Source organism: Bradyrhizobium sp. CB2312, assembly GCF_029714425.1.
Classification (GTDB): Bacteria; Pseudomonadota; Alphaproteobacteria; order Rhizobiales; family Xanthobacteraceae; genus Bradyrhizobium.
In genome coordinates this window covers 2,813,984-2,827,242 of record NZ_CP121668.1, presented here as the reverse complement: position 1 = coordinate 2,827,242, position 13,259 = coordinate 2,813,984, and the positions used below count along the sequence as shown (strand labels likewise).

Here is a 13,259-nt window from a genome sequence, read left to right as displayed (position 1 = left end):
TCTCCCACTTAAAACGTATGAGCGAGAGCCGCGGATCACTTCTTGCCGAAACGGCTGGGCTAACTGCTCGTTCCCCGGCAAATGGAAACGTTGTGCCCCTAGTTTGGCCGGTAAATCGAGGCGGCGGCGAAGTTGATCCCCATCGGAACGGCCCTAATGATTATACCGTGGCGTTCATAACCAGACCTCGTACTTCCCAGCGCTCGCGACTGTCTCGCTCGTTACCTTTCCTTCTGAGTTGGAGAAAGACGAAAGGGGCTTATCGCCGCCTTGGTCAATGGACTCGCAGACTATAGTGCCCGCGTTCTTCCCACCGAGAGACGCATTCATTCCCAGGGGACACCCGTCGGCGAAACATCGATGGCGAACGAGACGAAGGTTACGTTTGTCAAGCGACGTCCGGATTTGACCCCGCAGCGACATGAGGAAGTGACCCCCTTGTTGTTTGCAGGACTGTAGCAAGCCGCTCGCGAAGCGCGCCCGTCATAGCGCTGTAGCGAGCGAGCGGCTTGCTTCACGACTTCTTCTCCGATTTGGCTTCTGGTGCAGCGGGCTTCTGCAGCAGTCCGCTGCGGCGCTTCTCCTTCAAGCGATAGCTGTCGCCGCGGATCGTGATGACGTGACTGTGGTGCAGCAGACGATCAAGGATCGCGGTGGCAACCACGGGGTCGCTGAAGACCGAGCCCCACTCGCCGACACTGCGGTTGCTGGTCAGCAGGATCGCGCCTCTCTCATAGCGACGGCTAACGAGCTGGAAGAACAGATGCGCGGCATTGGGTTCAAAGGGCAGATACCCGAGCTCGTCGATGATCAAGAGCTTTGGCTTGGCAAATTGCGCGAGTCGCTCCTCGAGCCGCCCTTCGCCGTGACCTTTAGCAAGCTGCGCAACGACAGTCGTGGCTGCGACGAACTGAACGGAATGCCCAGCCAGGATCGCTTCGCGACCAAGAGCGACCGCAAGATGCGTCTTGCCAACGCCAGGTGGCCCAAGCAGCAGCACGTTCTCGCCATTGGCAATCCAGCGGGCGCTCGCAAGCTCGCGTATCTGCTTGGGGTCCAGCGAGGGCTGGGCCGAGAAGTCGAAGCCCGACAGATCGCGAACGAACGGGAAGCGAGCAAGTTTGAACGTCATCTCGACGCGCCGCTCATCCTTGCGGGCGATCTCGCGCTCGCACAGCAGCACCAGGGTCTCGCGTAGGCTCAGCTCTTGCCGGCCGGCCTCATCCAACAGCCCATCCAGCTGGTCGCGGACAGCCGTCAGCTTCAGGCGCGTCAGCATATCGCTAAGGCGGTCGGGGACAATGGCTCGCATCAGAAGCCCCCTCCCACAATCGCTTCGTACTCGCCGAGCGGCCGCAGCAGCGTCGGCGACGGCGGCGCGACAGGCGATAACGCGAGATCGCCAGCACGACTCGGTTTAAAGCCAGTCAGGCCCTCAAAGTGTTTAGGGTCGACGACGCGACGGCGACGGCCGACACAGATCGGATGAGCGGCCACCTCATGGATCCCGTGGTGGATGCACACCACGCCATCGGCGATCGTCGCTCTCACCGTCTCGCCGATCAGCCGCCATGGCACAGAGTAGGCATTGCCATCGATCTCGACCGCGCAGTCGGCCTGCACGCGACGGATCAGTTCACGTGCGACCTGGAAGGGCGGCCTCCCGGCGATGGGCTTCAGCGCAGGCGCCTCAGCGCGCCTGAAGCGCTCAATCGGTACTTCGCCCGTCGTGCCATGCTGGCGTAGGTCGGCGATCTCCCGCGTCCAAGCCTCAAGGTGCGCCTCAAAGGCCTCCCAGCTCGGGAAGGTGCGGCCGGCGACCGCATTCCGCTTGACGTAGCCGACGCCATTCTCGGTCTTGCCCTTGGTGCGGGCTCGATATGGCGCGCAGGCCCGTGGCCGGAAGCCCCAGTGCTTGGCAAACGCGGTCAGCTTGTCATTAAACACGACGGTGCGCGTCGCGGCATCGTGTTCCACGACCAGCGCACGCGCATTGTCGAACAGCACCTCCTCGGGCACGCCGCCAAACTTCACGAAGGAGCTTTCCAAGCCATCGAACCAGCTCTCTTGCCGTTCGTTGCGGAATGCCCTGACATGGTGCCGGCGCGAGTAGCCCAACGTGGCGACGAACAGGTAGGCGCGAACCTTGCTACCGCCGATCTCGACCAGCCGCTCGCCAAAATCGATCTGCAGCTGTTTGCCGGGCGGTGTCTCGAACCGCACCGTCGCACGCGCCTCGGCCGCAAGCTCCTGGCGATAGCGCTGGACGGCCCGCTCGACCGTGCGCAGGCTGACGATGATGCCTTTCTCGGCTGCCAGCTCCTGGCGGATCACGTCGGCATTGCCGTGGTGCTGCCGTAGGCGCTCCTTGAGCCAGATCTCCTGGCCATCGAGTGCCTTTTTGCGGTGCGGCTGCCGATACGGCGTCCAGCCGCCGGCCGCCACGTAGTCCTTCACCGTGTTGCGGCTAATCCCGAGCTCCCGGGCAATCCGTTTACTACCCCACCCCAGCTCGTTGAGCCGGAGTATCGCCGAAACCTCGTCCGGCTCCAGCATGGCCTCCCTCCGCGGATCTTTGAACCGCAGAGGACCTGAACTGAGTCGCTGCATAAAACCCCCGTTCTGACCGTGTTGCGAGGGGGGCAATTCCTCGTGTCGTCAGGGGGTCAATTTTCGGCTCTGACTCACTTTTGATGCAGTTTGGGGGATGTCTGGCGCTTTGATTGGGGGAGAATCAGCGCGATGCAGCAAGCACTCCACCGCTCCAGTCTGGTGCCGCGTGGGTTTGTTGTAGAGAGTGCGTACTACGAGGGTGATAAGGCCGTTGTTGTGGTCCGGGCGTCCGGAAGCGTTGGTCTGTGCCCATCGTGCGGAACGGTTTCGCGACGTGGCCATAGCCGCTATCGACGCCGCGTGACCGATCTTCCACTCGCGGGGCGGATCGTCCAGCTCCTGGTAATCGCCCGCCGCTTCCGCTGCGATGCCGTCCTGTGCGGGCGCCAAATCTTCACTGAGCGCTTCGCCGAGGGGATACTGGCTCCATCAGCGCGACGCACGGCGAGGCTGGACTCTATTGTCCATCACCTCGGTCTGGCGCTTGGTGGTCGACCGGCGGCAGGCTTCGCAAAACGGCTGATGCTGCCGGTGAGCAAAGACACGCTCCTGCGCGTGGTCCGACGCCGTAGCCGTCCGCCGGCCGACCCGCTCAGGGTTATCGGCATTGATGATTGGGCCTGGCGGCGCAATCACCGATACGCCAGCATCATCTGCAACCTGGAAAAGCGTCGGATTGTCACGCTGCTGCCGGATCGGGAGCCCGCAACCGCCCAAGCGTGGCTCGCTGCGCATCCCACGATCGCGATCGTCGCCCGTGACCGTGGTGGAGGATATGGCGAAGCCGCAGCAAAGGCCTTGCCGCACGCGGTGCAGGTGGCAGATCGTTGGCATCTGATGGAGAACGCCAGTCGAGCCTTTCTCGACGCCGTCCGCAAATCGATGCGACCGATACGCACCGTGATTGGCGCGACCACGATCGATCCCAAGCTGCTCACAGCCGCCGAGCGCCTCCAATATGAGGGCTATCTGCGCCGCGAGGAGACCAATGCAGCCATCCTGGCTCTGTCGAAGAACGGCATACCGATCAAGCAGATCGTGCGCCGAACTGGCCATAGTAGGAAGCTGGTGCGGCAGGTCATCCGCGGTGAACGCCATGATGTCTTCCGGACCCGGCAGAGCTCACTCGATCAGCATCTGCCATGGCTCGACGACCAGTGGGCGGCCGGCTGTCGAAACGGCGCTGAACTTTGGCGCCGCCTGGCGGCCCGTGGCTTCCGAGGCTCGCTCCGCGTCATCAGCGAGTGGGCGACCCGTAGACGACGGGCTGAAAAGGCCGACGTAGAAAACCTGCAGCGGATTCCGTCAGCCAGAACGATCGCACGCCTCATGACAGTCGGGCGGGATGTACTCACGAAAGCGGAGACCGTCACGGTCGCGGCGATCGAAGCTGGCGTACCAACCCTGGTCGAGGCGCGCGAGATCATCGCTGAATTCCACTTGATGATCCGGCGCAAAACTGAGGAGGGGCTCATCCCATGGATCGAGCGCGCCCGCGCCAGTCTCGTCGCCTCGTTCGCCAGCGGCGTTGCGAAAGATGAGGCTGCGGTACGGGCGGCAATCGCTTCACCATGGTCGAACGGACAGACCGAAGGTCAGATTACGCGCCTCAAGCTCGTTCGACGTCAAATGTACGGTCGTGGGAAAATCGATCTGCTTCAAGCCAGGTTGATCGGCGCAGAATAGTCGGCGCTGCACCAAACTTGCGTCAGAGCCCAAATTTGACCCCTCATCGGCGTCCAATTTTGGCTCTGACTCACTTTTGATGCAGTTTGGGGGATGTCTGGCGCTTTGATTGGGGGAGAATCAGCGCGATGCAGCAAGCACTCCACCGCTCCAGTCTGGTGCCGCGTGGGTTTGTTGTAGAGAGTGCGTACTACGAGGGTGATAAGGCCGTTGTTGTGGTCCGGGCGTCCGGAAGCGTTGGTCTGTGCCCATCGTGCGGAACGGTTTCGCGACGTGTCCATAGCCGCTATCGACGCCGCGTGACCGATCTTCCACTCGCGGGGCGGATCGTCCAGCTCCTGGTAATCGCCCGCCGCTTCCGCTGCGATGCCGTCCTGTGCGGGCGCCAAATCTTCACTGAGCGCTTCGCCGAGGGGATACTGGCTCCATCAGCGCGACGCACGGCGAGGCTGGACTCTATTGTCCATCACCTCGGTCTGGCGCTTGGTGGTCGACCGGCGGCAGGCTTCGCAAAACGGCTGATGCTGCCGGTGAGCAAAGACACGCTCCTGCGCGTGGTCCGACGCCGTAGCCGTCCGCCGGCCGACCCGCTCAGGGTTATCGGCATTGATGATTGGGCCTGGCGGCGCAATCACCGATACGCCAGCATCATCTGCAACCTGGAAAAGCGTCGGATTGTCACGCTGCTGCCGGATCGGGAGCCCGCAACCGCCCAAGCGTGGCTCGCTGCGCATCCCACGATCGCGATCGTCGCCCGTGACCGTGGTGGAGGATATGGCGAAGCCGCAGCAAAGGCCTTGCCGCACGCGGTGCAGGTGGCAGATCGTTGGCATCTGATGGAGAACGCCAGTCGAGCCTTTCTCGACGCCGTCCGCAAATCGATGCGACCGATACGCACCGTGATTGGCGCGACCACGATCGATCCCAAGCTGCTCACAGCCGCCGAGCGCCTCCAATATGAGGGCTATCTGCGCCGCGAGGAGACCAATCAAGCTTCTCAGAGACTCGCTTTTGAGCGGCGCCCTGGTAGTACTGCGACCACGATTTGCGCAACCGAAATTCCTGCACGTTATGCGCAAGCAACTGCCTGGTATATTCAAGAGTCGGAGGCCTTATCCGGCAGGAAGATGCATTTCGCGCGCCCCGACATTACTGTATGAAATACCGCTTTGGCGTGTCCTATGCACCGATTTTCTGGCTCGATCGCCCTCTACGCCGTGCTCCGGCGGCAGGCGAATAGAGGTTCAGACGCCTGACGCCGCGCCCGCGCGGATCCGGCAAACGCCGGGCACACGACGCACTCGCACCGCCCGCTAGCGTATCAAATCGCGCCCAGGCTCGCGTTTTTCACGATTCGATGAACATCCATACAGCTTGCGTGAGGGTAAGCTACTTGCGCGTCACGCCAGCAGCTTGTCCAGTGTGATCGGGAGGCGGCGGATGCGCCTTCCCGTGGCGTGATACACGGCGTTCGCAATCGCGGCGGGGACGCCGACAATGCCGATTTCGCCAAGCCCCTTGACGCCCAGCCTGTTGATGCGGTCGTCGCGCTCTTCGACGAAGATCACCTCGATGTCGTGAATGTCGGCATTCACGGGGATGTGGTACTCGGCGATATTCGCGTTCATGATCCGGCCGAAGCGGTGATCCGTCACGGTCTCCTCGTGCAGGGCCATCCCGATCCCCCAGACCACGCTGCCCATGATCTGGCTGCGACCGGTCTTGGTGTTGAGGATCCGCCCGGCCGCGACGGCGCTTACGACGCGCGCGACGCGGATGACGCCGAGCTGCTCGTCCACCTTTACCTCGGCAAAGACGGCCGAATGCGTGTTGCGTGCGTGCGACTTGTCCTCCGCGAATTGGTTGAGCTTCTGCTTCTCGATCCGCTCAAGCTTGCCGTAGCGCATCGCATCCGCGATCGAGACCGCAAAGCTCCTGTCGCCGTCCTTGGCGATCGTGCCGTCGACAAGGATAATATTGGCCGCATCAGCCAGCGGTGAGGCGGGTATCGCCTTGGCAAGACGCGCGAGTTCCTGGCGAATGTCCTCGGCCGCTCCCAACACCGCATGCGCACTCGATGCGGCCATCCACGAGCCACCCTCGACGGGGGCCTGCGGCAGGGTCGAGTCGGCGAGCCTGACGTCGATATTCTCGATCGGCAGCCCGAGCGCATCGGCTGCCACCTGTGCCACGATGGTGTAGGTGCCGGTGCCGATGTCGGACGCCGCGCAGGAGACTTCGGCATGGCCATTCGCGGTCAGCACGATGCGAGCTGCGACCGGCATCTGCAGCGCCTCCCACACGCCTGTCGCCATGCCCCAGCCGACCAGCTCCTTGCCGTCGCGCATCGAGCGCGGCGCGGGATTGCGCCTGCTCCAGCCGAAGGCTTGCGCACCGCGGGCGTAGCATTCGCGCAGCTGCTTGCTGGTGTAGGGGAGGTCTTCACTCTGGTCGCGGTCCGAGTAGCACTTCAGCCGCAGCTCGACGGGGTCGAGCTTGAGTGCGACGGCCAATTCGTCCATGGCGCATTCAAGCGCGCAGACGCCTGAAGCTGCACCCGGCGCGCGCATGTCGCAGGGGGTGGAGACATCGAGGCGAGCGAGCTTGTGGGAATAGCGGCTGTTCGGGCTCTTGTAGAGCTGTTCCGCCCAGCCGGCGTCGTTGCGCGCGAAATCCTCATAGCGCGAGGTGACGGCCGTGGCCTCGTGCGTGACCGCCTCGAGCGCGCCGTCGGACCGGGCGCCGAGCCCGACGTGCTCGATCGTCGCCGGCCGGTAGCCGAGCCCGTACATCTGCTGCCGCGTCAGCACCACGCGAACGGACCGCTTCAGCGCCAGCGCGGCAAGCGTTGCCAGCACCACCTGGTATTGCGGCCGCAGGCCGGAGCCGAAGGCGCCGCCGACATAGGGCGAGAGCACGCGGATATCTTCCGGATTCTTGCCGAACACGCTGCAGAGTAACTTGTGAACGTTCTGGACGCCTTGCGTCTTGTCGTAGACCGTGAGCCTGCCGCCGCCGTCCCAAACCGCCGTGGTTGCATAGAGCTCCATCGGGTTGTGATGCTCGGTCGGAACGAAGTAGTCCGCCTCGTGCTGTACGGGTGCTCCGGCAAGCGCTGCGACGGCATCGCCGCGGGGCTTGCTCGGTTGCTTGACCTCGGCGGCCTTGCGGCGCTCGGCTTCGAGGTCGGTCGCAAACGCCTGCTCCTGATAATCGACACGCACCAACGTCGCGGCGAATTTGGCGATTTCACAGTCGTCCGCCACGACCAGCGCGATCGGCTGGCCGTTGAACTTGATGCTGTCGTCGTAGAGCGGACGGAATGGCGAGCCTTCGTCCGGCGCCACTTCATCCTTCCAGGACTCGTCCTTGTCGGCGAGCAGCGGCCGATGCGCATGCGTGAGCACGTCGAGCACGCCCTTCACCTTCAGCGCTTTGCTGGTGTCGAGACGCGCAATGCGCCCGCGCGGAATGGTGGCCGTGACGACGAAGCCATGGGCGAGTCCATCGGCCGAAAATTCGCCGGCATATTTGGCGGCCCCGGTGACCTTGGCGCGACCATCGACGCGGGACGTTGGCGTTCCGACATAGGCGTTCATCGGCCCCTCATGCGATCTTCTTGTGAGCCTGGGACTGCGGTGTGGCGCTCGCGGCCTGCGTCAGCGTTCGCACGATGGCTCGGCGGGCGAGCTCGATCTTGAAGCCGTTATGCGAGCAGGTCCTAGCGCCCTCCAGCAGGAGATGCGCAGCGCGGGAAAAATGATCCTCAGTTGCCGCCTGGCCGCGCAAGGCCGTTTCGGCTTCAAGGCTGCGCCAGGGCTTGTGGGCAACGCCGCCGAGCGCCACGCGCGCTTCTCTGATCGCATTGCCGTCCAATTCGAGCGCGGCAGCGACCGAGACTAGGGCGAAGGCATAAGACAGGCGGTCGCGGACTTTCAGATAGCTGTAGTTATGGGCAAAGCCGCGCGGCGGAAGTTCAATTCCCGTGATGATCTCGCCGGTGCCGAGATTGGTGTCAACATGCGGCGTGTCGTCGGGCAGCCGATGGAAATCGGTCAGCGCCATCGTGCGCTCGCCGGATGGACCTGCGATGTGCACGAGTGCGCCGAGCGCCGCCAGCGCCACGCTCATGTCGGACGGATTGGTCGCGATGCAGGAGGCGCTGGTGCCGAGGATCGCATGGTTGCGGTTGAGGCCGTCGATCGCCGAGCAGCCGCTGCCGGGACTTCTCTTATTGCAGGGCGTGGCCGTGTCATAAAAATAGGCGCAACGCGTTCGTTGCATCAGGTTGCCGCCAACGGTGGCCATGTTGCGCAATTGCGCGGAGGCACCGGCCAGGATGGCGCTGGCAAGCAGCGGATAGCGCTGTTCGACCAGCGGATGGTAGCCGAGGTCCGAGTTCGGCACCAGGGCGCCGATGCGCAAGCCTCCATCGGCCGTCTCCGCGACCTTGCGGAGCGGAAGACGGGAGATGTCGATCAGCCGGGAAGGCTGCTCGACATTCTCCTTCATCAGGTCGATCAGGTTGGTGCCGCCGGCAATGAGCTTGGCGCCTGGATGGTCGGTGAGCAAGAGGATCGCATCGGCGACGTCCGTGGCGCGGCAATACTGGAAGTTGATCATGGCAGGCCCATTGCCTGCTGGATGGCAGCAACGATGTTCGGGTAGGCGCCGCAGCGGCAGAGATTTCCGCTCATCAGCTCGCGGATCTCGTCGGCATCTCCCGCGTGGCCTTCGGCCAGCAGGCCGGCGGCCGAGCAAATCTGTCCCGGCGTGCAATAGCCGCACTGGAAGGCGTCGTGGTCGATGAAGGCTTGTTGCAGGGGATGTAGCGCGCCATCGCTGGCAAGACCTTCGACGGTCGTGATCTCCGCGCCGTCGGTCATGACGGCGAGCATCAGGCAGGAATTGACGCGCCGGCCGTCCACAAGCACGGTGCAGGCTCCGCACTGGCCGTGATCGCAGCCCTTCTTGGTGCCGGTCAGCGCGAGATGGTCACGCAACGCGTCCAGCAGCGAGGTCCAGGGCACGAGGTCGAGCGTGCGCCTGTTTCCGTTGACGATGAGACTGATCGGAATGCGGTCGGGAATCTGATGCGTGACGTCGGCCGTGTCTTGGGACATGTCTTGCTCCCTGCGACGGAGGCCGAGCCGAGAAATCAAGCCGGTCTCGACGCGAAGGCGCGTCGTCTCCGCTGGCCAATAGCGCCCAACGGACGGCCGGCTACTTGGTTCCTAAGCGAATTTTCCTTGCCGCGACAAAGCCATCGGCGCGGCACGCAGCACCGTAGCGTGCGCCATGGAGTTGAGTCGGGATTTTTCCGAACCGCAAGACGCGACTTCAGCTGCGTAGCCGGACGCGCGACCGTTTGATGGTGGACGATACGACCCGATCGTAGGTTTCGAGTGCCGCTTCCGTCGCCAACTTGACCATTTCCCGGTAGGCGGCCTCATTCACTTGCGTGAAACTGTCGCGGATAGCTCCGGCCAACTCTTCTTCGGTGACCGACGATCGATTCGGCTCTGCTTGTCTCGTAAGGTGGCTATACAGATTGAGACGGTACACCTCGGTCGAACGTTGCCAGGCCCAATCTTCGAGATTTAGTTGTTCAGTCATCACCGCTATGCGGAACCCGAGGGATGGGAAGAACGACACCCGCGGGGAAGCAGCAGATAGCGGATGCAGATCATTTAGAAACCAAACCATGGCTGGCCCTTGCACTGCCCTGGTTGCGCCCTCGCCGCTTGGTGGCTCCATTGACTTCCAAGGCGAGCCAAGCTTACAGCGCGGGCCAGCGTTGCCAGACCGAACACCGCGAGGTTGAACTGGAACATCAATCTGCGGCCGCACCGATCCGCGGCCCCGATCGCGCCGAACAGTATACTCACGAATGTCGCGGATACGAACGTCGCGTTCTGAGCAAGATCGGAGAAGCCGAGCGCAATCAATTGGCCAAGGACGGCTCCTACGAACTGAATATCGAAGTCGCTAATCAGTCCGTCGGTGGCCGGGCCACCGGACGTCGGTCGAAACTGGTGACCGGAAGTCCATCAAGTCGTACCGCCGCAATGTGTCAAGCTTCCTGCAATTCGCCTGTTTGAGATTCACTGCGAGCAGTTTGCTGCGATGCGATTGCAGCTGCCGCATGCCCTAATGCATGATTTGCTTCAGAAACGCAACGAGTGCGCTCGTGCTTGGGATCCGAGAAGAACTGGTGAGGCAGGCCCTCTTCTACAATCATGCCAGCGTCCATGAACACCACCCTGTCCGCAACGCTTCGCGTACCATCTCGTGGGTTCGGGTCAGAATGCGAAAAACTCAGCGCGAACAAATCCAGTCCGCTCCGTCCGGCTAAGCGGACCTCAATGAGCGGTGTCGTCACTTCGCGGATGGGCCATAACCGGACTCATGCACCGTTGGTGTGGGCTCAGACTCCGTCTATTCTGATTTCCCGGGCCTTTCTCTCGGTGTGATCGTAGTGCCTTTGGGGGGCAGTCGGGCCTCGTCGGGAAATGTCACGCTTCTCTTTCAAGCTTTCGCAGTGCGCTCTCGGCGAGAGCCGGATCGGGGGGATAGATAGTTGGCATCCAAGGTCTCGACCACGATCCAGGCTCAATCCTGTCGCTTTGCTGGCGTTGCGTACCAACGCTTCGTGCTGCGTGTGATCGTCGTCGGATATTTTACTTGTAGTAACCGACACCGCATCCAGCTCGCCAACTTTCGTGACGAAGCTGTGTTTTGGAAACAGCGGCTCCGTGGTGCCGGGCTTGGGAAACATATACGGCCTGATTTCGGTGACTTGGCCTTCCGGTTTTTGCGCGACGGCGTAAAGCGCTTCGCCGTAGGCTTCGCCCTTATTATCTTTGAGCGAGCGAACATCAATGCCAGCCTTGACTGCTTTCAGCGTCGCGAGCGTCTTCGCATCCGAGATCCGGAAACAGAACGGATAAAGATCGCGATAGAGGAATCCATCCTCGCCTTTAGTGAACTTGATGAGGGCCACGACTTGATCCGCTTTGACCGCCGCGATGGCCTTGTCGAGCATCGCGCGCGCCTCTTGTTCTGTGCCGCCTTGCTTGGCGAGCGCAGCGACGTTGATGCGATCCGTCAACTATTTGGAGCACTGAACAGCCGCGTGGGCAATCTGCCGAGCATGCCGGGCATCTTTCCCGACAACCCTGCCCCTATCGTCCGCAATGCTGCAGACGGGCGCGAGATCGTGATGGCGCGGTGGGGAATGCCTTCGTCGTCCAAGGCCTTGATGGACGCAACGAAGAGACGCGCGGAGAAGCTCGAGGCCACGGGCAAGACTGTGGACTTCAAGGAATTGCTTCGGAGGGAGCCGGACAGCGGCACCACGAATATCCGCAACACCAGCAGCAGCCACTGGAAGCGCTGGCTCAGGCCTGACAATCGCTGTCTCGTGCCCCTTACATCGTTTTCCGAGTACGACGCGATCGACGGCAAAAAGATCCCTGTGTGGTTCGCGCTTGACGATTCTCGTCCTCTCGCCGCCTTCGCCGGCATCTGGACGAACTGGATGAGCGTGCGCAAGGCGAAGGAACGCGAGGTCACCATCGACGTCTTCGGGTTCCTGACCTGCGAACCCAACGCCGAGGTGAAGCGCGTGCATCCGAAGGCCATGCCGGTGATCCTGACCACGACCGAGGAGTACGATGTCTGGATTCGGGGGCCATGGGACTGCAGCGGCCCCTCCCCGATGGCGCCTTGCAACTGGCGAAAAGGAAGACCCTGCGCTGGAAGCGTAGCGTTCTGCACAAACGGTGCGGAACAGGTGGACAAGCCCTAGCCCTGCCGATTGCGAATCCCTGCCCCGTGCTAACCGCCCGGAACGAGCAGGGGTCGTAAGGATTCGCCCCGATAGGAGCCAACGCGATGCTGATGACTGCGCAAAAACGGAGTGCCATACGGACACTGAGAGGCTGGGCAGTTAGCGTGCTTCAGGAGGCGGGCGCTATCCGCGAATGCGAGGAGCACGGCTGGGCGCAGGACGGGGCTACCCGCATGCCCGCGAGCGCGCGCTCGATGTTGCCAGGCACGATCCGCCCGCGGGGATCACTCCGCGCGATGCCGTCGCATCATCTAAATCCGGTTGCGCGCCTGCCCTGAACCGGAGCGCACTTGGCCGAACACCTGAGCAGGACCGTCGCATCGCAATGCACGAGCGTGCCAGCGGAGCTTTCTTGAAGGAGGTCTCATGAGTGATCGCACAGGTTGATCTCATCGATCTCGGCGCCATCTAGAGTGCGCTTGATCCGCAACACGACGGACAACGCGATCACAACGTGACCATAGGGGATCAGCAAATCGCGCGCAGCAACTTCGCCGTGCGCGAGAAATGTTTCGATCGCCTCCTCGCTCTTGCAGATCAGCAAGGCCAAGTCACACGCCTGCCGGTGATCATCGACGCCAGACCGCGCATCATCATCGCCCAACAACATACGCTCAGCAGCCCGACCGGCTGCCAGCTCGATGCAATGGCTATGCACACTTGCAAAGACATCAGGGACGGAGCTGCGATCTTCGCCCGGTCCGGCATGATCTGAGCAAGCGCCTCCTGACATCGGAGGCATCACCGCGACCTTCCGCGAAAGCCTCGACGTGGCGGTCGCCCCATCCCGGGTCATCCGTCGCGCCGCCCGGCGAATGCCCTAGCAGACGCGCGCAGACGATGGATTCCGTCGGCGATACCTGCCCCGAGTGCCTGGCCGTATCGGCAGTTGACCAGTGACAGCCGAAGCAAGCCTTCCCTCACCGCTTGTTCTGTTTGGAGTGGCCGTTATCCCAGCGATCGCGGTGCTGGCGGGGTTCGCATTTCAATAGCCGCTTTCCAGGGAAGACCTTCTGCGCTGATCCTCCGGTTGCATCAGCCGCTGGGGAAATGGTGGGGGAAGCTGTTACGGTGGAGTGGTCTCGACCGCGATCAGGAAGTCGGCCAG

The 13,259-nt window shown here is 62.6% G+C and carries 10 protein-coding genes and 4 pseudogenes; 5 read left to right on the top strand and 9 right to left on the bottom strand.

Annotated elements, in window-relative coordinates; translation table 11 throughout:
- Positions 1-514 precede the first annotated feature (514 nt).
- Entirely contained in the window at positions 515-1,312 is a 798-nt protein-coding gene (gene istB / locus QA642_RS13410) for an IS21-like element helper ATPase IstB (RefSeq protein ID WP_283085079.1), read from the bottom strand.
- Positions 1,312-2,610 (bottom strand): IS21 family transposase, encoded by a 1,299-nt coding sequence (gene istA / locus QA642_RS13405; protein ID WP_283085078.1) that lies wholly within the window; start codon positions 2,608-2,610, stop codon positions 1,312-1,314. Before istA ends, istB begins: the two co-directional genes overlap by 1 nt.
- 132 nt (positions 2,611-2,742) lie before the next feature.
- Here istA and QA642_RS13400 point away from each other — a divergent pair, with 132 nt between their 5' ends.
- Entirely contained in the window at positions 2,743-4,299 is a 1,557-nt protein-coding gene (locus QA642_RS13400; protein WP_283085077.1) for an ISL3 family transposase, read from the top strand.
- A gap of 128 nt (positions 4,300-4,427) precedes the next feature.
- Positions 4,428-5,309, top strand: a pseudogene (locus QA642_RS13395) (ISL3 family transposase); the annotation flags it as partial.
- Between the two features lie 390 nt (positions 5,310-5,699).
- Here the strand turns inward: QA642_RS13395 and QA642_RS13390 are convergent.
- From QA642_RS13390 to QA642_RS13375, 4 genes are all read right to left on the bottom strand, one after another.
- Complete coding sequence (locus tag QA642_RS13390) at positions 5,700-7,898, bottom strand: xanthine dehydrogenase family protein molybdopterin-binding subunit (protein WP_283085076.1); 2,199 nt, start codon at positions 7,896-7,898, stop codon at positions 5,700-5,702.
- Between the two features lie 7 nt (positions 7,899-7,905).
- The gene (locus QA642_RS13385; RefSeq protein ID WP_283085075.1) at positions 7,906-8,922 is read right to left on the bottom strand and encodes a xanthine dehydrogenase family protein subunit M; all 1,017 of its coding nucleotides are present in this window, start codon (positions 8,920-8,922) and stop codon (positions 7,906-7,908) included.
- Positions 8,919-9,422, bottom strand: a complete 504-nt coding sequence (locus QA642_RS13380; protein WP_283085074.1) for a (2Fe-2S)-binding protein — start codon at positions 9,420-9,422, stop codon at positions 8,919-8,921. The genes QA642_RS13385 and QA642_RS13380 overlap by 4 nt, the downstream gene beginning before the upstream one ends.
- Before the next feature lie 217 nt (positions 9,423-9,639).
- Positions 9,640-9,915 (bottom strand): hypothetical protein, encoded by a 276-nt coding sequence (locus QA642_RS13375; RefSeq protein WP_283085073.1) that lies wholly within the window; start codon positions 9,913-9,915, stop codon positions 9,640-9,642.
- 23 nt (positions 9,916-9,938) lie between these two features.
- Here QA642_RS13375 and QA642_RS13370 point away from each other — a divergent pair, with 23 nt between their 5' ends.
- Positions 9,939-10,400, top strand: a complete 462-nt coding sequence (locus QA642_RS13370; RefSeq protein ID WP_283085072.1) for a hypothetical protein — start codon at positions 9,939-9,941, stop codon at positions 10,398-10,400.
- Positions 10,401-10,477: 77 nt separating this feature from the next.
- Here the strand turns inward: QA642_RS13370 and glnQ are convergent.
- Positions 10,478-10,579, bottom strand: a pseudogene (gene glnQ, locus QA642_RS13365) (glutamine ABC transporter ATP-binding protein GlnQ); the annotation flags it as partial.
- Positions 10,580-10,726: 147 nt separating this feature from the next.
- A complete protein-coding gene (locus tag QA642_RS13360; RefSeq protein ID WP_283085071.1) occupies positions 10,727-11,344 on the bottom strand; it encodes a hypothetical protein in 618 nt (205 codons plus the stop codon).
- A gap of 27 nt (positions 11,345-11,371) precedes the next feature.
- On the opposite strand from QA642_RS13360, the pseudogene QA642_RS13355 reads away from it, so the two are divergent.
- Together QA642_RS13355 and QA642_RS13350 are read left to right on the top strand one after the other, a co-directional pair.
- Positions 11,372-12,036: pseudogene (locus QA642_RS13355) on the top strand (SOS response-associated peptidase family protein); the annotation flags it as partial.
- Positions 12,037-12,195: 159 nt separating this feature from the next.
- A pseudogene (locus tag QA642_RS13350) lies at positions 12,196-12,521 on the top strand (hypothetical protein).
- On the opposite strand, the gene QA642_RS13345 reads toward QA642_RS13350, so the two are convergent.
- Complete coding sequence (locus QA642_RS13345; protein WP_283085070.1) at positions 12,516-12,884, bottom strand: hypothetical protein; 369 nt, start codon at positions 12,882-12,884, stop codon at positions 12,516-12,518. The pseudogene QA642_RS13350 and the gene QA642_RS13345 sit on opposite strands and share 6 nt — an antisense overlap.
- Positions 12,885-13,259: the final 375 nt, after the last annotated feature.